We start from the raw sequence: 19,894 nt of genomic DNA on the forward strand, positions 1-19,894 counted from the left end.
TTTATGTTTTTCAATTCTATAGCGTTTGCTGTTTTTCTACCAATTGTCTTTTTTCTATATTGGTTTGTTTTCAATAAAACGAAAAGTACGCAGAATGCTTTACTGATAATTGCTAGTTATTACTTTTATTCCTGTTGGGATTGGAGATTTTTATTCTTACTAGTTTTCTCAACCTTTTTAGATTATTATACCGGGATTCAGATTGAAAAAGGAAAGTCAGAGAAAAGCCGTAAGTTCTGGTTTTGGCTGAGTATTATAGTTAATTTAGGATTTCTAGGAATCTTTAAATATTACAATTTTTTTGCCGCTTCTTTTGCTGAAATGTTCACTTCTTTCGGTTTCAAAGTAAGTCCGATTTTGTTGGATGTGATTTTGCCAGTCGGAATTTCATTTTACACGTTCCACGGACTATCTTATGTAATTGATATTTATTATAAAAGAATAAAAGCTGAATATAATTTTGTAGATTATTCATTATTTGTAAGCTATTTTCCGCTTTTGGTTGCTGGACCAATCGAGCGAGCTACTCATTTATTGCCTCAGGTAAAAGTAAAACGCGAATTTAATTTTCAAACAGCAAAAGAAGGAGTTTATCAAATTATTTGGGGTTTGGTCAAAAAAGTTGTAATTGCCGATACCTGCGCGGTATATGCTAATGCGATTTTTGATCATTATACTTCTATGAATACTTTTTCGCTGATTTTAGGAGCGGTTTATTTTGCTTTTCAGATTTACGGAGATTTTTCAGGGTATTCAGATATTGCACTTGGGGTTTCAAAACTATTTGGCTTAGACCTGCTTCGAAATTTCAATTATCCTTACTTTTCAAGAGATATTGCAGAGTTTTGGAGACGTTGGCATATTTCGCTTTCATCTTGGTTCCGCGATTATCTGTACATTCCGTTAGGAGGAAGTAAAGGTGGTCTTTGGATGAAAATCAGAAATACCTTTGTCATTTTTATCGTCAGCGGTTTTTGGCATGGCGCCAATTGGACCTATATTGTCTGGGGATTTATTAACGCAGTTTATTTCCTTCCCTTATTACTATCTAATAGCAATAGGAACAACATAGATTCAGTAATTTTAAAATGGAATTTGGAATCCCTAAAAGTCATTTTCAGCATTTTGCTTACTTTTTTACTGACTTGTATTGCTTGGGTATTTTTTAGAGCCAGAACAATTTCTGATGCCTTTTTATACTTAAAAAGAATGGCAACAGATTGGAATTTCAGTTTTCAATATTTGGATAACGAACGCTACAATTATGAAATAATTTTGATGATAGGTGTTTTTGTTTTGGTTGAATGGTACAATCGTACCAGAGTTGAGCCACTTTCGGGGAAAAACAGCATGCTGAAAACTGCTTTGGCAATAATAGCAATAGTTGCTTTTGGAACCTATTCAGATTATAAAGAATTTATATATTTTCAGTTCTAATGAAAAAGTTTTTATTGTATATCGTTAAGATTTTTATAGTCGTGGCTTTAATAGCTGTATTTCTAGACGGTCTTTATACATACATTTTCATGCACTCGAAAAATAGAGGCAAAATCGAAAGCGTGGTAAATTCTGACGCTCAAAATTATGATTTGGTGATTTTGGGATCATCAAGGGCAAATAATCATTTTGTACCTCAGATGTTTCAGGATAAGGGAATCAAAACCTTTAATTATGGAATTAGTGGCGGTCATCTATTTGAAGCTTCTTTAATGCTGAAATTAATGATTGAAAGAAAATATGAAATTAAGAATGTAATTCTTGAGGCCGATTTGAATCTTTCTAATGACAAACAATCAGAGGGAGTGTCGGCAAAATTTTTACCATTTATCCACAATTCAGAAGTAGTAAAAAAGCATTTTAAAGAAGAGAAAGATTTTAACGAACTGTACTATATTCCTTTTTACAGATATATAAAATACGATTCGAAGATTGGTTTTCGAGAGATGTTTAAAATTGTAAAAAATGAAGAAACAAATGCAATGGATAATTTGGGATTTTACCCCTTAAAAAAACACAAAAACGGCAATATGAAAAATAATATTGTCAATCTAAATCCTTTGCCTCATAATAAGTATTATGAAGAAATAAAAGCAATATGCCAAAAGAATAAGATCAACTTTATTGCTATAATGACACCAATGTGTGAAAATGTGGTTGGAATGAATTATTTCGATAAGGTAAAAAAAGCATATCCAGAAATTCATAATTATGAAAATGCGGTTATCGAAAATAAATATTTCTCTTCATGCGGACACATGACAGATGACGGCGCAAGGAAATTTTCGGCCATAATTTTAAAAGACTTTTTTAAGAAATAAATGCATATAGCTTTTTTAACCCCAGAATTTCCTCACCCAAAGATTACTCATGCTGCCGGAATCGGAACGAGCATAAAAAATCTTTGCACAGCTTTGAGTGCCGAGAACATTAAAGTTACTGTTTTTGTTTATGGACAGAAAACTCAGGAAATTTTAGAAGAAAACGGAATCACAATACATTTAATTCAACATAAAAAATATAGATTTTTTGGATGGTTTTTTCATCGAAAACACATTCAAAATTATATCAATCCGATTGTTAAAAAAGAAAAAATAGATTTACTAGAAGCTCCGGACTGGACAGGAATCACTGCTTTTATGCGTTTCGCTATACCATTAGCAATTCGTTTTCACGGAAGTGATACTTACTTCTGCCATCTCGAAAACAGACCGCAGAAAAGAAAGAATTTTTGGTTTGAAAAGACAGCAATAAAAAAAGCAAAAGCATTTATTGCTCCAACAGCTTTTGCTGGTAAAGTCTCGAAAGAATTATTTGATATTAAAAATAAAGAAATCAGAACCATTCATTACGGATTGGAGACCGAAAAGTTTGAAAATGAATCTCCTGAAGTTTTTGAGAAAGGACTGCTTTTGTATATTGGCACGCTGATTAGAAAAAAAGGAGTTTTAGAACTTCCTGAAATATTCAGTAAGGTTCGTCAGGTTTTTCCAGATGCAAAATTAATTTTAATCGGTGGCGATTCAGAAGATATTACAACGGGTTCAAAGTCAACTTGGGATTTGATGCAACAGAAATTTAAAAATGACGATTTGCAAAATGTTAGCTATACAGGTAAAATTCCGTATCAAAAAGTGCAGGAATATATCAAGAAGGCAAATGTATGCGTTTTCCCCACCTATGCAGAAACGTTAGGAATGGTAACCATAGAATCTATGGCAATGCAGAAAGCTGTAGTAAACAGCAACATCGGCTGGGCGCAGGAATTGATTGTAGATCAAGAAAGCGGATTTTTGGTGTATCCTTCTGATCATGAATTGTTTGCTAATCGAATTGTGAAAATAGTAGAAAGCGATTCATTTGCACTCCAAATCGGGAAATCAGCCCAAAAAAGAGTTTACGAAAGATTTGATATAAGTAAACTGGTTCATGATAACATACAGTTTTACAAAGAGATTATAAACTCAAATAAGAAATCATGATTATTGTCTATCATCAAAAGAATAAAATTGTTGAGGTTGAAAATGATCAAGGATTGCTAAAATTTCAAAATGAAAATCCAGTAGATGTTTTGTTTGAAGCGGCAGAGAAATTTAAAGATCAATTCATTATTTGGTGCCAGATTGAATTGAAAGACAGTTTGAATTTTGAAAATCTACAAGCTATTTTTCATCATAAAAAGATAATGGCTTCTTATAATCCTGGTGAGAATTCTTTTTTGCCTAATTCAATTGGTTATGTAGATGGGGCACCTTTTTTAAAAATTAATAAAAATGTTACTTATCCAACCTGGATGATGAGTTCTTGGGTAGGAGGTATTCATGCATCAATTTTAAAAGCTCTCAAAAAGGATTTTTACCATATCAGAAATCTCGATTTTTTTTTAATTTCCCTTGCAAAGAAAGCTTCAGAAGAAGGACTTCTGTGTTATTCAGAGCCAAAATTATTAAAGAATAAATCTGTTAAAATAGCAGAGTTCAAAGAAGATTTTTTCATTTTATTCCAATTTGTGAAACAGAATTATAAATCTCAATGGACTTTCTTTTTATTTATTTGTCTAGCATTGTTTGAGAGAAAATTCAAGTTTTTGCCTCTCATTAGGAGTTTCTATTTTAAAAACAAGAAATTAACAACTGTTGTTTTAGATAATATCGAAGTCATTTCTTCAAAAAATGTTGTACAATTAGGGACTATAGATGTAATAATTCCAACAATTGGGAGAAAAAAATACCTATATGATGTTCTAGAAGATTTGGCAGTACAAACTCATTTGCCAGTAAACGTAATTATTATCGAGCAAAACCCTAACCCTGAAAGCATTTCAGAACTGGATTATTTGACTTCAGAAAATTGGCCTTTTATTATAAAACATACTTTTACTCATCAGGCAGGTGCTTGCAATGCACGAAATATAGCTTTAAATCAAGTTGAAAGCGAATGGGTATTCTTAAACGATGATGATAACAGATTTAACTCTGATTTACTTCAAAATGTTTTAAGTAATCTAAAAAGATTTGGTTTAAAAGCACTAACAACTTCTTACTTGCAAGTAAATGAGATTAAAAAAGATCTAAGCATAAAACAATCTTCTTTTTTTGGTTCAGGGAATAGTTTTATTTGTTCAAGCATATTAAGTAAAGTGAGATTTGATATGAAATTTGAATTTGGGTATGGAGAAGACATTGATTTTGGTATGCAACTTAGAAACATAGGGACAGATATAATTTATTTTCCTGATTTAGAAATACTGCATCTAAAAGCACCAATCGGTGGTTTCAGAACAAAACCAGTCTTGAAATGGTCTTCTGATTCAGTTCAGCCAAAACCTTCGCCAACAGTTATGTTATGCAAGCAGTTTCATTTAACATTAAACCAAATTCGTGCCTATAAATTGATTCTATTTTTAAAGTTTTATAAAGTTCAAAAAATTAAAAACCCAATTTTGTACTATGCAAATTTTAAAAAACAATGGAGACAAAGTTTATATTGGATGAATAATTTAAGAAACAGCTGATGAAATTTTCATTAATCATTTGTACATACATGCGCCCAATGTCCTTATTGAGTCTTTTAAATTCAGTGAAGGGGCAAAATTTATATCCTGATGAAATTTTAATTATTGACGGTTCTGTAAATAAAGAAACGGAAGCAATTTTTCGCGAGAATAATTTCCGAAACTTAGCGTATTTTTTAGTTTCTGATGAAAACCGGGGCTTAACAAAACAGAGAAATTTGGGTATTTCAAAAGTAAATCAAGATTCGGATTTTATTTGTTTTATAGATGATGATACAATTTTGGAAAGCGATTATTTTGCCGAAATTGCCGAGACTTTTCAAAATGATGCTGAAATTACAGGAGTTGGAGGAGTTGCGGTAAATGAAAATAAATGGAAAGAAAAGCAACCTGAGATATTTTATGATAAACGAAAATATTATTCCTTCGAAGGTTTTGTTTATAAAGAAGGGCTACGAAATGTGGTTCGAAATTATTTAGAACTTACATCAGATTTAGGACCAGGAAAAATGCCTTTGTTTTCGCATGGCAGAACCTGTGGATTTCCTCTGACGGGTAAAATCTACGAAGCTGATTTGCTAATAGGGATGTCAATGGCGTTTCGTAAAAATGTTTATAATCAAATCAAATTTTCAAAATTTTTTGAGGGTTATGGCTTGTATGAAGATGCTGATTTTAGTCTGCGAGCATTACAGTTCGGGAAAAATGTAATTAACACAAAAGTAAAATTAGATCATTTTCATGCTCCATCAGGAAGACCAAATCAGTATAAATACGGAAAAATGGTGGTTCGAAACGGTTGGTATGTATGGAGAGTAAAAAATCCAAATCCAACTTTAAAAGACCGATTGAAGTGGAATTCTATAACCATTTTACTAATCCTAATTAGATTGACCAATATATTGACCGAAAAACAAAAGAAAAGTGCTTTTACAGAAAGCTTAGGCAGAATGGCAGGATTGGGATCATTATTGTTTAATAAACCCAAAATTCAATGATATTTTTATTAAAAAAGAAAATACTCAAAAAGCTTAAAGAATTTAAAGAGAGCTACTCGAAGGTTCGTTTTTATAAAGAAAAAGAACCAGTAATTTATATTCATTTAAATCATCAGACGAAGGTTAGGACTTATTTAAACCTTTTTTTCCGAATTCGTAGTGTTTACAAAGAGCCAATCGTTATAAAGTTTTCTGTGCTTCGAATGATTTTTTTAGCAAAATGGTTTAAGAATCTTGATTATATTTATTTTGAAGTACCATTTTCAAATAACAAAAAAGCTAAAGTTTTCAGTCATAAGAAAAATGCTGATTTCAGAATTAATTACAATTATAAAAAAATTTACAGTGTAAATGATTTTCAAGAGAATACACTTCCTTATATAATGCATCCGGGAAATTATATGCAAAGAGAAGTTAATAAATTGCCCAAAAAAGCAGGTATTTTAATGAGCGGGAATTTTGAAGAAAAGATTTATAATACCAAAACAATAAAATCAAATTTCGGATTATTAAACCGATGGGAAATCTATCAGGAAGTCATAAAATATAATGAACTAATTTCAATTTCAGGAACTGATTTTGTAAATGAGCTTGATTCTAATAGATTTGACGGCAAGTTTGTTCTTATGAAATGGCAGTCGGGAGCTATTCCTACACATAAATGGAGACATTATCTATCTGCAACCGATTTTATTTTTTGTGCACCCGGCATGACAATGCCAATGTGCCATAATGTCCTTGAAGCGATGCCGGTTGGCGTAATACCGATTTTAAATTATCCTAACTGGCTGAACCCTTCACTTCAAAATGGTTTAATTGTTTAGTTTACGAAATAATCCATGATATTAAAATAGTCATAGATAAGGCCCTAGCAATGCCACCAGAAACTAAAAGTAAAATGATGAAAAATGTATGTGATTACTACTCGAAGTATTACCAAAGCTTTGATTTTGAAAAAAGTGGCAGTAAAGATTTAATTTTATTGAATGAAAATACAAACGATTTAAAATAGATTATGACATTATTGCAGCTGATTAAGTCTGATTACAAAAAACACTTAAAATACGGTGGGAATTTTTTCGGCATTGTATTTTTTACGCAAGGTTTTTGGGCGTCTTTTAATTATAGGATTTCTCATTTTATCTATAAAAAAGCAAAATGGAAAATTTTTCGTTTTCCTTTGTTATTTTGGGTTTTGATAAATCAGAAAATAATTGAAATCCTGACAGGAATATCAATTCCGTCTTCCGTAACTATCGGACATTCTTTTTATATCGGGCATTTCGGAGGCATAATTATAAATGCAAATGTTATTATTGGAAATAATTGCAATATCTCGCAAGGAGTTACAATAGGCGTATCTGGTATTGGAGAGAAACGCGGTGTGCCTATTCTAGGAAATGACATCTATATTGGTGCAAATGCGGTTGTTGCAGGAAAAATTGTTTTGGGAGATAATATATTAGTTAGTGCATGTTCGCTTGTAAAAGACAGTTTTCCTGGTTTTTCGGTACTTTCAGGAGTTCCCGCTGTTGTAATTTCGCAAAAAGGATCAAACGGATATATATGAAATTACTAATCGTATCAACAGCACCGATAATTTACAAAGACAAACAAGCTTTTGCTTATGCACCTTATGTAAATGAACTTGTTATTTTAAAAAAAAATGCAGCTCAGATAGATTTTTGCTGTCCAGTCTGGAAACAAGAGAATGGGCTTTTGATTTCTCAAATTCCGTTTGAAATCACACATCATTTCAAGCTCATTGATTCAAATCTAAAAACACTGAAAAATGCGATAAAATCTTTTTTCAGCGTTTTTTACAACCTCATGATTTTGTTTAAAGCGATGCGAAAGGCAGACCATATTCATTTAAGGTGTCCAGGAAATATTGGTTTGCTTGCAAGTGTTGTACAGGTTTTTTTTCCGCATAAAACAAAGACCGCAAAGTATGCTGGTAATTGGGATCCTAAAAGCAAACAGCCTTGGAGTTATAGATTACAGAAATATATTTTGAGCAATACCTTTCTAACTAAAAACATGCAAGTTTTGGTTTATGGAGAATGGAAAAATCAATCAAAAAACATAAAACCTTTTTTTACAGCGACTTATCGAGAAGAAGAGAAAATTGAAATTCAAAAATCAGAACTAAGTGAAAGTATAAAATTCATTTTTACAGGAAGTTTGGTTTCAGGAAAAAATCCAATGTATGCCTTATTGCTTGTAAATGAATTGCTGAAAAAAGACTTTAAAGTTCAATTTGATTTATTTGGTGAAGGACCTGAAAGGACTTCTCTTGAAAATTTTATTGCAGAAAACAAACTGCAACAATCGGTTTTTTTGCATGGTAACCAAAATAAAGATGTTTTGAAAATAGCTTATCAAAAAAGCCATTTTGTAATTTTACCATCTAAAAGTGAGGGTTGGCCTAAAACAGTCGCAGAAGGTATGTTTTGGGGATGTGTTCCTGTTTCAACTGCTGTTTCATGTGTTCCTTATATGTTAGATTATGGGAATAGAGGAATTGTATTAGAAATGAATTTAGAAAAAGATTTGCAAGCTATTGAACAAATACTCTTAAATGAAAAGTGTTTTTTAGCAAAAAGTAAATTGGCATCAGAATGGTCAAAAGATTATACAACAGATATTTTTGAAGCAGAAATTAAAAAGCTTTTAGTCAAATGAGAGTTGCACAAGTTATAGATTCATTAGAAGCTGGAGGGGCAGAAAGAATGGCGGTGAATTACGCTAATTCTCTATCGCGGAAAATAGATTTTTCAGGATTGATATCAACAAGAAAAGAAGGAGTTTTAAAGGAACAATTGTATAAAGAAGTTCCTTATTTTTTTTTAGAAAGAAATAAGACTATCGATATTCTGGCAATTTTTCGTTTAAGGAAATATCTAAAAACAAATCAAATCGATATTTTACACACACATGGCTCATCATTTTTTATTGCTGTGTTTGTAAAATTAACAATGCCAGCAATAAAAATTGTATGGCATGACCACTATGGAACAAGAATCAAGGAAACAAAACAACAGAATAAGGTTTTGATTTCTTTGTCAATATTTTTTTCTTCAATTTTTGTGGTAAATCCAAAGCTTGAGGAATGGAGTAGAAAACACATGAAATGCTCTAGAGTAACTTTTATACCCAATTTTGCGAATGTAGACATACGTGAACAAACAACAAAATTGAAAGGAGATGAAGGAAAAAGAATCGTTTTTTTGGCGAATTTAAAGAACCCCAAGAATCATATCTTGATTTTAAAAACATTTCGAGATTTAAAATTAAATGATTTAGGATGGAGTTTACATTTGATTGGAAAAAATTATTCTGATGATTATTCGAATACAATCAAAAGTTTCATTAATACAAATTCTTTAGAGCATAGTGTATATTTGTATGGAGTAAGAAATGATATTGGCTATATCTTATCTCAGGCTTCAATAGGAGTTTTGTCCTCTACGGAAGAAGGTTTTCCTGTTGCTTTGCTCGAATATGGAGAAAAAGGACTAGCTGTCGTTTCTACTAATGCGGGATACTGTTCTAAAATTATTGAACATGGCTTTAATGGCTTATTATTTGATCCTCTCTCGGACTCTCAAGTAAAATTGCAGTTGTCAGCACTTATTAATAACGAATCCTACAGAAAGGGTTTAGGAAAGAAATTAAAAGAAACTATTTTAAAAAATTACGCAGAAGACATTGTTATAAATAAAATCATTTCAGAATACCAAAAAATAAAAAAATGAAAAGTAATAAATTACATGTTTTTCTTATTTTAAGCCATGTCTTTATTGCTCTGGCAATTTTTGCATTACCCTTTTTATCTAAAATCTACAGCTTTTTAATTTTAGTTTTTGGGCTTTCAATTATTTTTATCAATAAGAATAAAAATAACGAAGTGTTATTGGTAAGTGCTTATATGGTGGGAGTTGAAGTCTTTTTACGAATGACGGGTGGAAATTTTAATAATGAATATGTAAAAGTCTGCCTAATTTTTTACATGTTTTTAGGCATGATTTATAGTAGTTTTTCTAAAAATGCCTTTATTTATGTATTGTTTTTTCTTCTTCTTGTACCGAGTGCTGTGTTAACCACGACGTTAGATACCTTTAATGTCAACATAAGAAAAATCTTGATGTTTAATTTGTCAGGGCCTGTATGTCTATTTTTTTGTGCGGTTTATATGGTAAAACGCAAAATTTTGCTTTCGGATTTACAGAATGTTTTGTTGATAATGGGACTTCCGATTATAACTACTACTGTATATTTATTTTTATATAATCCCAGTGTGAAAGACGTGGTAACTGGAACGCAATCTAATTTTGAGACTTCTGGAGGATTTGGCCCTAATCAAGTTTCTACCATTTTAGGGTTGGGTATTTTCATTTTTTTTACACAACTAGTTTTATTTTCAAAGTCAAAAATGACAATGCTTTTAAATGTAAGTTTGCTGATTTTTATAAGTTATCGAGCTATTGTAACATTTTCGCGTGGAGGTGTTTTAACGGCTCTTGGAATGATTATTTGCTTGTTGTTTGTGGTGTATTTTTTCTCTAACCAAAAAGGAAGATCTAAATTTAGTTTAGTTTTTTTTATGACGAGCCTTATGGCTATCGGCATCTGGACTTACAGCTCTTTGCAAACTAACGGTTTAATCGAAAAACGATATGCTAATAAAGATGCACTTGGAAGAGAAAAAGCAGATCGTCTAGGAGGAAGAGAGGAAATTATGAATGAAGAAATTAAGTTGTTTATTGATAATCCCATTTTAGGAATAGGGGCTGGTATGAGTAAGTCAAAAAGAATGGAAACTACAGGTGATGAAGTCGCTTCTCACAATGAGATAACTAGATTGATTTCTGAACATGGTATATTTGGAATTTTTGCCTTTTTAGTACTTTTCATTACGCCACTTATACTTTATGTAAACAATAGGCAACATCTTTATTTTTTATCTTTTTTTGCTTTCTGGTTGCTTACAATCAATCACGCTGCAATGCGAACTGCAGCTCCTGCTTTTGTATATGCTCTTACGCTTCTGTCTGTTGTGGTTGAAAAATCAGAAAAAGCATAATATTTTATAGATTTTCTCGGTTTTTTTACAATACATTTGCTGCTAATAAAATGACTCCCAAACATTTTGACAGATGCCTGCAAAAAGAAGAATACATTTCGAAATTTCTGAAAGGAAAATTTTACTCCATCTATTTGATGCAGTATTTATTTTGTCTTTTCTCTATCTGCTGAGTTTAATTTTTGAATTCCACTATTTTGAATGGAGTACGGTAAAATTCCTAAAAAGCCTATTATTGGTTTCCTATATATACATTTTTGGAACTATTTTCGAAATGTATAATCTTCAAACTGCGAGTAACCAGCTTCAGGTACTGAGAAGTGTTATTCTTTCTTCTATTACAGCTTCTACGTTTTATTTATTTACTCCGGTGCTTTCTCCTGAACTGCCTAAGCAAAGAATCGTAATTTTAGTCTTTTATTTTGCGGTGTTGAGCGCTCTTTTAGCTTGGCGTTTTTTTTATGTCTATTTTCTGGCATCTACTCGTTTTTCGCAGAATGTTGTTTTGATTTGTGATGAGAGTCAAGTTGAAGAATTGGTTTTAGGATTAGAAAATGTAGATCCGCATTATAAAATTATAGGCTTCGTAAATTCAGATTCTGAGTCAGTTGCCGATGTTGATTTTCATTATGTAAAAGAAATCAAAAAGAAAGATTTAAAAAGATTTGCTGGATCGAATAATGTTTCGGAAATTATAATTGCATCGCAGAAAACCGACGGAATTACAGCGGATCTTTACCAACAACTGCTTCATTTGTTAGAGTCGGGTTATATAATTAGAGAATATACTCAGGTTTACGAAAGTAAAACACAGCGAATTCCTGTTCATTATATCGGTCGAGATTTTTACCGCTTTTTCCCTTTCAGCAGGAGCAATAATAACAAGTTGTATCTGATTCAGATTCGTTTGATGGAATTTTTCTTGTCCGCTTTTGGTCTTACAATTTGCCTTCTCTTTATTCCAATTATTTATATTGGAAATCTGATAGCAAACAGGGGTAGTTTATTCTATACACAAGATCGAGTAGGCAAAAACGGAGTGATTTTTAAAATCTATAAGTTCAGAACAATGATTGAAAATTCTGAAGTTAACGGTGCTGTATTTGCGTCGTCTAATGATAAAAGAATTACGCCTTTCGGGAAGTTTTTACGTAAATCAAGAATTGATGAGCTTCCTCAGTTTTTTAATGTTTTAAAGGGCGATATGGCAGTCATTGGCCCAAGACCAGAACGTCCATTTTTTGTTGACGAAATTGCTGCACTGATGCCTTTTTATGAAACTCGCCACGTGATAAAACCAGGACTTACCGGCTGGGCGCAAGTAAATTATTCTTATGGAGAATCTATAGACGAAAGTTTGATTAAACTTCAATATGATTTGTATTACATCAAACACAGAAGCGTTTTTCTTGATTTAAGCATCACTTTTAAAACCATTACTACGGTTTTATTCTATAGAGGCCAATAGTTTTTAGATTATAATCGGAATTGGCTTTTTGTTGCGAATTCCGGTTCGTACCAAAAGTACTCCGCTCGTAATGATTAACGGCAAAGTGATAAAGAAATGTGCCTTATTAATCAAAAACAAAAAGTAAATTACTAAAAACACAAAATTGATTAGCGAAAATCTATAGGTCCATAATTTGTTCTTGAAAATTGAAAACAAAACAAGAAGCAACAATAATGGGCTGAATAATAAAACATTATAGTTCATCGCTAGTTCTTGGTGAAAAGAATAAAATCCCATAATCACGAAAAAGATTCCAATTAAGGAAAGGATTGTAAAATAAATTTTATCAACGGTTTTGTTTCTTGCAAAAACTACAAAAAGCAAAATAAAAAGATAAGTGTAAATATTATTCCACCACGATTTAGGTGTCTCTTTTTTAAACTCAAGTAATGTTTTGCTTTTTGCAACCAGTGGTTTGTTTTGGAAAGTAGTTTTATCTAAACTGTTTTTTAGTTCAAAAGGGAGGAAAATCTTGGTTCCCATTTGGTCAACTTTTGTTCCAAAAATAATACTGGTTCCTAATTGGTCATAAAAATGTTCGTTAAAATACGGAAACAGAATCGAACGATACGTTTTGTCTGCATCTTCTTTTTTAGCAATGACATTTCCATTTAATGCTTTATTCACTACATCAACAACCATTGAAGTACAGTTTTTATCAATGAATTTGTAGGTGTAATAACGGTCTTCTGAAGCTAATACAGCATTTAATCGATCAAAAAGTTTTTGTTTTAAATCTAGAGAAATCAAAAGTTCTTGCTCAAAAATGCTTCTTTTCTCATAGGTATATTCATTAAAAAAATCAGCATACGAATGTACAGTAGCAAAATACTGTAAATCTCCTTTTGCAAATTTTAGAACAAAATTTGGTGTTCTAAAATCAAAAGCTCCGTAATTGTAGACCACATCAAAATTATTTCCAGGGTCAGAAACTCTTATACCAGTATGACCAAAATAAGAATACGTTTCGTTTCCAAGTCCGCAAGTAAGAATACTTATTTTAGCATCTTTTGATAAGGGCAAACTTTGGCTGAAACCAATAAAGCTTAATAAGAAGAATAAAATAAAAAGTGTTTTTTTGAATAGGACAGTTTTCATGATTTAATTTTTTTAAAGATTTATGGTTTTAATTATTACCTAAAGATTCCTAAATCTACTTTCAGCGAAAAAATATTAGAATATAATGCGGTGCTTTGGTTTCCTAAATCGGTCAAAGCATAATCAATTTGAATTCCTTTGTATCTAAATCCTAAACCGATATTAGGCTGAAAACTTAATTTTTCTGTATTGTCTAATTGCGTTACATTCTGAAAATTTCCTGCACCGGCTCTTAAGAAAACCAAATCTGTATAGCCAAATTCAAACCCTAGAGCTAGGTCTATACTTACTACTTTTGATGAGATAATATCATTTGTTTGTTCAAATCGCATATTTAGATTCGCAGCAGTTACAAGACTGTAATCATTATGAAAATCAAATCTCTTAGAAACTCCTAGTTGCGCTTTCGGCAACGTTATTTCGGTACTTTCAGGCAATTCATTATTCTCTCCTGGAATTGCATCAGAGATTTTTTTGTATTCTTCTTCATCAATATTCCAGATGTTATAAGTAGTGGTGATATCACGAAGCATTAAACCAAATTTCCAGTCGTTTCTTTCAAACTGAAGTCCGATATCAAATCCGAATCCCCATGAATTGGCAAATTTTCCGATAACTCTTCGAATTACTTTTGCATTAACACCATACTGAAATCCGTCAACAGGCAATTTTCTAGCATACGAAAAAGTGAATCCGTAATCTGCTGTAGAAAATAATCGAATTCTGTTGTAATCTATATTTCCTTGACTGTCGATCAACTGTGTGGTGTCCATAATGTCATCGACTCCAAAACGAATCATCGAAATTCCCCAAGCACTTCTATCGTCAATCGGACTTGCATATCCAATGTAATCGTATTGCGCAATATTGGCAAAATAACTGGCATGCATCAAAGCAAGCTGATGATCTTCGAGATTGGTTAAGCCGGCCGGATTCCAATAAACGGCATTTACATCGTTTGTAGACGCGGTCACGGCGCTCGACATTCCTAGAGCAGCAGCATCAACTCCAATATTCATAAATTCATTCGAATATTTTCGAACGGTTTGTGCGTATGGAAAGGTAAAACTCCAAAAGAGTAAAAATGCAAAGATTTTCTTCAACGTATCGATTTTTGCAGATTGAGGTTTGTTTTAATTTTTACCAAAAATAGAATATTTTAATCATCTAATTCAATTATTACAAAAGTTAAGTTTTGGGAATTTGCCTGCGGTACGAAATTTGTAAATCAAAGTGTGAACTTTTCTATCAAAGTTCACTTATTTATACGAAATTTGTCCTTCATAATTTATCAAAATCAAAACATGAACATTAAAAAGCAAATTCCAAACCTAATTACATTAATCAATCTTTTCTGTGGCTGCGTAGCTATTGTTTTTGTCTCAAGAGGCAATTTTTTGATGGCTTTTTGCATGGTGTTTTTAGGAATCTTTTTTGATTTCTTCGATGGATTTTTCGCTAGACTATTTAAAGTTTCCAGTCCGCTTGGATTACAATTGGATTCTTTGGCAGATATGGTTACCAGCGGTGTTGTGCCAGGTTATGTAATGTATAGTATGTTTTTACAAAGCGCTAATCCTCACGATGTAATTGGGTCAGAATATATTCCGTATTTTGGATTTATTGTAACTTTAGGGGCTTGTTACAGATTGGCTAATTTTAATGTTGATACGCGTCAGACTGATTCTTTTATTGGGTTGCCAACACCAGCAAATGCAATTTTTATTATTAGTTTGAAATTGGTTTTAGATGAATACGCATCGTCTTCTCTTTTTATTTTAGAATTGTTTACCAATCATAAGATTTTGTTGCTGATAACATTTTGCAGTGCTTATGTTATGAATGCTGAAATTCCGTTGTTTGCCTTAAAGATTAAAAAATTCAGTTTAAAAGAAAACGCACTTCAACTCGTGTTTTTAGCAGTTTGTATTGTGATGTTGGTTTTGCTGCAATATATTGCAATTCCGTTGATTATTGTTTTCTACGTTTTATTGTCTATCGTCAATAATTTGTTTTTGAAAAAGTAGTTCTATTGTAATGGCAAGAAAAACGACTTATCGTAAAACATATTCTAGAAAACCTGCAGGCAGGTCTTTTCTCGGCAGAATTTTTAGAACGCTTTCTCTGCTCTTTTTTGTAGCACTATTTGTTGGTGTAATCTATCATTACCGCCACGGACTTGCTTATTATCTTGGCTTCAAATCAGAAAAAGTTATAGGAGAAGATGAAGTTGATAAACATCTTTCTGATGTACGTAATATTCGTGTCTTGGAAAATCACAAAGGAAAAGTGATTGGAATTGACGTATCTGAGTTTCAAGGAAAAGTCGACTGGGATGAAGTTGAGATTTTAGAAGACAAATACCCGATACAATTTGTTTTTATCCGTGCAACGGCAGGAAACGACAGAGTTGATCGTCAGTTTAAGAAAAACTGGACAGGCGCAAAAGAAAATAAGATTATGCGCGGAGCCTATCATTATTACCGTCCAAACGAAAATTCAATTGAGCAGGCAGATCTTTTTATTAAAACTGTGAAACTGCAAAAGGGCGATCTTCCGCCAGTTTTAGATATCGAAAAACTCCCTAAAAATCAATCTTTAGACAGTTTAAAAAAAGGTTTAAAACGTTGGCTGATTAAAGTAGAAAAACATTATCAGGTGCGTCCGATTATTTATTCAGGAGAAAGATATTATTCAGATTTTTTAAAAGAAGAATTCGGGGATTATTTGTTTTGGATTGCCAATTACAATTTTTACCGCGAAAAAATCGAAGACGACTGGCTTTTCTGGCAGTTTACAGAAAAGGCTTCCTTGTCTGGAATAAAACATCGTGTTGATGTCAATATTTACAATGGCGATATAGAACAATTGCAGTTTATTACTGTGGAATAGTGTTCAGTATTCAGGTTTTTAGTAGTGTTCAGTCCTAAAAAAGTGTTCAGTATTCAGATTTTCAGTAATCAGTTTATGTCAAAAAAATCAGTTTTTTAGTATTCAGCTTCAAACTGATGACTAAAAAACTGACCACTAAATTACTTTCAAATAACTGATCACTTAAAAACTGACCACTGAAATACTAGAATTCAAGTTTCTTCTTACGAAGCTCGAAGTTTTGTCCTAGATAAACTCTACGAACCATTTCGTCTTCTACCAATTCTTCAGGAACTCCTGCTTTTAGAATTCCTCCTTCGAACATTAGGTAGGTTTTGTCGGTAATTGCTAATGTTTCCTGAACGTTGTGGTCGGTAATCAGGATTCCGATGTTTTTGTTTTTTAGCTGCGCGACAATTCTTTGGATATCTTCAACCGCAACGGGGTCAACTCCTGCGAAAGGTTCATCCAATAAGATAAATTTCGGGTCGGTTGCCAATGCACGTGCAATTTCAGTACGACGTCGTTCTCCTCCCGAAAGTAAATCTCCTCGGTTAGTACGAATATGTTCTAAGCTGAATTCTTCAATTAGACTCTCCATTTTAGCGATTTGTTCTTCTTTAGAAAGCTTGGTCAATTGCAAAACGCTCAAAATATTGTCTTCGATACTTAATTTTCTAAAAACAGAAGCTTCCTGTGCCAGATAGCCAATTCCCTGTTGTGCACGTTTGTACATTGGATAGTCGGTGATGTTCAAGTTGTCGAGATAAATATTTCCCTGATTAGGTTTTACCAATCCAACAATCATGTAAAAAGACGTCGTTTTTCCGGCACCATTTGGCCCCAAAAGCCCTACAATTTCTCCTTGATTAACTTCAACAGAAATTCCTTTTACAACACTTCTTCCTTTGTAGGTTTTGATTAAATTATCAGCTCTTAGCTTCATTTGTTTAATGTGAAAATTAGATAATTTGAAAATGAGATAATTAAAAAAACTAAATCATAATCAATTTTATAATTTGATTTGAATGGCAAAATAAATGTAAAATATTCAATAGGATGAATCAATTAACAAATTATTGCATTTTCAAAATTTAGAATTTGTATTTCAGAATTAAATAATTAGAGTATTTTAAGAAATTATCTAATTATCAAATGGACACATTTTCTAATTACTTCCCAGCTTCCTCCAGCGCTTCCCAAAATTCGTAAGCTCTTCGTAGATGCGGAATTACAATAGTTCCTCCAACAAGAGTTGCGATTCCCATTGCTTCCATCATTTCTTCTTTAGAAACACCTTCTTTGTAGCTGGTTTCTAAGTGGTATTTTACACAGTCGTCGCATCGTAAAACCGTAGAAGCCACCAAACCTAGAAGTTCTTTTGTTTTTACATCAAGAGCTCCCGGTGCATATGCATTGGTGTCAAGGTTAAAAATACGCTTTACAATTTTGTTGTTATCTGCGAGTAGTTTTTCGTTCATTTTTGAACGATAATCGTTGAATTCTTGAATTAAATCAGACATTTTCTTTTAATTTATTTTTATAAACAACCTTCGAAATCCAGATGCTGAGTTCGTAGATAATTAACATCGGAATCGCTACAATAGTTTGGCTCACAACATCTGGTGGCGTAACAATTGCGGCAATAATTAAAATGATTACAACTGCGTATTTCCAATATTTTCTTAAGAATTCAGGTGTTACAAGTCCTAGTTTGGTTAAGAAATAAATGATAATTGGCAGTTCAAAAAACAGACCGCTTGCCAGAATACTCGTTTTTACCATTCCCATATACGAATCAAGCGTAAACTGATTTACGACAACATCACTGATAGAAAAGGTTGCGACGAAATTTACAGACATCGGGATTACTACATAATAGCCGAAAACCACTCCTAAAAAGAATAGTAATGAGGAAGTGAAAATGAATATTTTAGCATTTTTTCTTTCTTTTTCATACAAAGCTGGACTGATGAATTTCCAGATTTCCCATAATATAAAAGGAAAACTCAGGATAAATCCGGCCAAAATACACATCCATACAAATATGTTTACCTGACCTTCCATTTCGGTATTCTGAATGATGAAATTCAGTTCTGTAATACAAATACTGTCTGCAAATCCCAACTGATGAGATAAGTCACAAAACCATACATATGTAAAAAAAGTGGGTCTTGTTGGCCCTAGAATGATTTCGTCAAACAAATAATCACTTATAAAATAAGTCACAATAGCCATTACAATAACTGCAATTGTGCTTCTAACTAAAAGCCATCTTAGTTCTTCAAGATGGTCTAAAAACGACATTTCGTTTAGGTTTTTCTTTGCCATTATACGATTCCTTCTTTTAAAATGTCATGTAAATGCAGTACTCCTTTGTACTCGCCATTGTCTGCAACAATCAATTGGGTGATTGAAAAATCTTCAAGTATATTCAAAGCCTCTACCGCCATAGTTTCAGAAGAAACTATTTTTGGATTTTTAGACATAATATCTTTTGCTGTTAAATCTGCTATAGTATCTACGTCGTTTAGCATTCGTCGGATGTCACCATCTGTGATAATTCCGACAATTTTATTGTCTTCAATTACGGCAGTAACTCCTAATCTTTTTTCAGAAATTTCGAAAATTGCTTTTTTGATAGAGGTTTCTGGACTAACAGCTGGTTTTAACGAATTTTCAATCATATCTTTTACGCGAAGCAAAAGTTTTTTTCCTAAAGCGCCTCCTGGATGATAAACCGCAAAATCTTCGGGTTTAAAATCACGCATCTCCATTAAACAAACTGCAAGAGCGTCGCCCATTACAAGTTGTGCTGTTGTGCTGTTGGTAGGTGCTAAATTAATAGGACAAGCTTCTGTGTCAACGGTAGTATTTAGAATATAATCGGAGCCTTTTGCTAAAGACGAAGTGATATTTCCGGTAATTGCAATCAATGTATTTCCAAAACGTTTTAATAGCGGAACAAGAATCTTAATTTCAGGACTGTTGCCACTCTTAGAGATGCAGATTATAACATCATCATTCTGAATCATTCCTAAATCACCATGAATGGCTTCTGATGCATGCAGGAACATAGAAGGAGTTCCGGTCGAATTAAAAGTAGCCACCATTTTTTGTGCAATGATTGCGCTTTTTCCGATTCCTGTAACGATTAATCGCCCTTTTGATTCATAGATACGTAGAACTGCTTCGTGAAAATTTTCATCAAGAAAATCAATTAGTTTTGTAATTGCTTCACTTTCAGAAAGAATTGTTTTTTTGGCGATTGCCAGTATATTTTCTTTTGTAATCAAAACAGAATATTTAAAATTTGTAGG

At 32.3% G+C, this 19,894-nt stretch carries 19 protein-coding genes; 13 read left to right on the forward strand and 6 right to left on the reverse strand.

The genetic code is table 11. The features are described from left to right. The first annotated feature begins 3 nt into the window (after positions 1 to 3). From ACFFLS_RS02215 to ACFFLS_RS02265, 11 genes are all read left to right on the forward strand, one after another. A complete protein-coding gene (locus tag ACFFLS_RS02215; RefSeq protein ID WP_379683459.1) occupies positions 4 to 1,437 on the forward strand; it encodes an MBOAT family O-acyltransferase in 1,434 nt (477 codons plus the stop codon). After that, entirely contained in the window at positions 1,437 to 2,318 is an 882-nt protein-coding gene (locus ACFFLS_RS02220; RefSeq protein ID WP_379683458.1) for a hypothetical protein, read from the forward strand. The genes ACFFLS_RS02215 and ACFFLS_RS02220 overlap by 1 nt, the downstream gene beginning before the upstream one ends. Beyond that, on the forward strand, positions 2,319 to 3,479 hold the full coding sequence (locus tag ACFFLS_RS02225; protein ID WP_379683457.1) for a glycosyltransferase family 4 protein: 1,161 nt from the start codon (positions 2,319 to 2,321) through the stop codon (positions 3,477 to 3,479). It abuts the gene before it with no gap. Positions 3,480 to 3,682: 203 nt separating this feature from the next. Beyond that, positions 3,683 to 5,011 carry a glycosyltransferase family 2 protein gene (locus ACFFLS_RS02230; protein WP_379689118.1) on the forward strand — a complete coding sequence of 443 codons (1,329 nt, stop codon included), beginning with the start codon at positions 3,683 to 3,685 and terminating at the stop codon, positions 5,009 to 5,011. Next, positions 5,011 to 6,009 (forward strand): glycosyltransferase family 2 protein, encoded by a 999-nt coding sequence (locus tag ACFFLS_RS02235; RefSeq protein WP_379683455.1) that lies wholly within the window; start codon positions 5,011 to 5,013, stop codon positions 6,007 to 6,009. The genes ACFFLS_RS02230 and ACFFLS_RS02235 overlap by 1 nt, the downstream gene beginning before the upstream one ends. Then, positions 6,006 to 6,833, forward strand: coding sequence for an ATPase (locus ACFFLS_RS02240; RefSeq protein WP_379683454.1), 828 nt, complete (start codon positions 6,006 to 6,008; stop codon positions 6,831 to 6,833). Before ACFFLS_RS02235 ends, ACFFLS_RS02240 begins: the two co-directional genes overlap by 4 nt. A gap of 191 nt (positions 6,834 to 7,024) precedes the next feature. After that, positions 7,025 to 7,579 carry a serine O-acetyltransferase gene (locus tag ACFFLS_RS02245; protein ID WP_379683453.1) on the forward strand — a complete coding sequence of 185 codons (555 nt, stop codon included), beginning with the start codon at positions 7,025 to 7,027 and terminating at the stop codon, positions 7,577 to 7,579. Further along, positions 7,576 to 8,694 carry a glycosyltransferase gene (locus tag ACFFLS_RS02250; RefSeq protein ID WP_379683452.1) on the forward strand — a complete coding sequence of 373 codons (1,119 nt, stop codon included), beginning with the start codon at positions 7,576 to 7,578 and terminating at the stop codon, positions 8,692 to 8,694. Before ACFFLS_RS02245 ends, ACFFLS_RS02250 begins: the two co-directional genes overlap by 4 nt. After that, entirely contained in the window at positions 8,691 to 9,767 is a 1,077-nt protein-coding gene (locus ACFFLS_RS02255; protein ID WP_379683451.1) for a glycosyltransferase, read from the forward strand. Before ACFFLS_RS02250 ends, ACFFLS_RS02255 begins: the two co-directional genes overlap by 4 nt. Further along, positions 9,764 to 11,095 carry an O-antigen ligase family protein gene (locus tag ACFFLS_RS02260; protein WP_379683450.1) on the forward strand — a complete coding sequence of 444 codons (1,332 nt, stop codon included), beginning with the start codon at positions 9,764 to 9,766 and terminating at the stop codon, positions 11,093 to 11,095. The genes ACFFLS_RS02255 and ACFFLS_RS02260 overlap by 4 nt, the downstream gene beginning before the upstream one ends. 73 nt (positions 11,096 to 11,168) lie before the next feature. Continuing rightward, positions 11,169 to 12,563 (forward strand): sugar transferase, encoded by a 1,395-nt coding sequence (locus ACFFLS_RS02265; protein ID WP_379683449.1) that lies wholly within the window; start codon positions 11,169 to 11,171, stop codon positions 12,561 to 12,563. 3 nt (positions 12,564 to 12,566) lie between these two features. Here ACFFLS_RS02265 and ACFFLS_RS02270 read toward each other — a convergent pair whose 3' ends face one another. Together ACFFLS_RS02270 and ACFFLS_RS02275 are read right to left on the reverse strand one after the other, a co-directional pair. After that, on the reverse strand, positions 12,567 to 13,703 hold the full coding sequence (locus ACFFLS_RS02270) for a lipoprotein N-acyltransferase Lnb domain-containing protein (RefSeq protein WP_379683448.1): 1,137 nt from the start codon (positions 13,701 to 13,703) through the stop codon (positions 12,567 to 12,569). Positions 13,704 to 13,738: 35 nt separating this feature from the next. Next, positions 13,739 to 14,806, reverse strand: coding sequence for a putative type IX sorting system protein PorV2 (locus ACFFLS_RS02275; protein WP_446685097.1), 1,068 nt, complete (start codon positions 14,804 to 14,806; stop codon positions 13,739 to 13,741). Positions 14,807 to 15,007: 201 nt separating this feature from the next. On the opposite strand from ACFFLS_RS02275, the gene ACFFLS_RS02280 reads away from it, so the two are divergent. Beyond that, entirely contained in the window at positions 15,008 to 15,730 is a 723-nt protein-coding gene (locus ACFFLS_RS02280) for a CDP-alcohol phosphatidyltransferase family protein (protein WP_379683447.1), read from the forward strand. Positions 15,731 to 15,740: 10 nt separating this feature from the next. Continuing rightward, positions 15,741 to 16,595, forward strand: a complete 855-nt coding sequence (locus ACFFLS_RS02285) for a glycoside hydrolase family 25 protein (RefSeq protein WP_379683446.1) — start codon at positions 15,741 to 15,743, stop codon at positions 16,593 to 16,595. A gap of 184 nt (positions 16,596 to 16,779) precedes the next feature. Here ACFFLS_RS02285 and lptB read toward each other — a convergent pair whose 3' ends face one another. From lptB to ACFFLS_RS02305, 4 genes are all read right to left on the reverse strand, one after another. Beyond that, positions 16,780 to 17,520 (reverse strand): LPS export ABC transporter ATP-binding protein, encoded by a 741-nt coding sequence (gene lptB / locus ACFFLS_RS02290; protein ID WP_345146463.1) that lies wholly within the window; start codon positions 17,518 to 17,520, stop codon positions 16,780 to 16,782. A 226-nt stretch (positions 17,521 to 17,746) separates the two neighbouring features. Next, entirely contained in the window at positions 17,747 to 18,097 is a 351-nt protein-coding gene (locus ACFFLS_RS02295) for a carboxymuconolactone decarboxylase family protein (RefSeq protein ID WP_135222890.1), read from the reverse strand. Beyond that, positions 18,090 to 18,905 (reverse strand): twin-arginine translocase subunit TatC, encoded by an 816-nt coding sequence (gene tatC / locus ACFFLS_RS02300; RefSeq protein ID WP_379683445.1) that lies wholly within the window; start codon positions 18,903 to 18,905, stop codon positions 18,090 to 18,092. Before tatC ends, ACFFLS_RS02295 begins: the two co-directional genes overlap by 8 nt. After that, entirely contained in the window at positions 18,905 to 19,870 is a 966-nt protein-coding gene (locus ACFFLS_RS02305; protein ID WP_379683444.1) for a KpsF/GutQ family sugar-phosphate isomerase, read from the reverse strand. Before ACFFLS_RS02305 ends, tatC begins: the two co-directional genes overlap by 1 nt. Positions 19,871 to 19,894 lie beyond the last annotated feature (24 nt).

It is taken from the genome of Flavobacterium procerum (genome assembly GCF_042431625.1).
Classification (GTDB): Bacteria; Bacteroidota; Bacteroidia; order Flavobacteriales; family Flavobacteriaceae; genus Flavobacterium; species Flavobacterium procerum.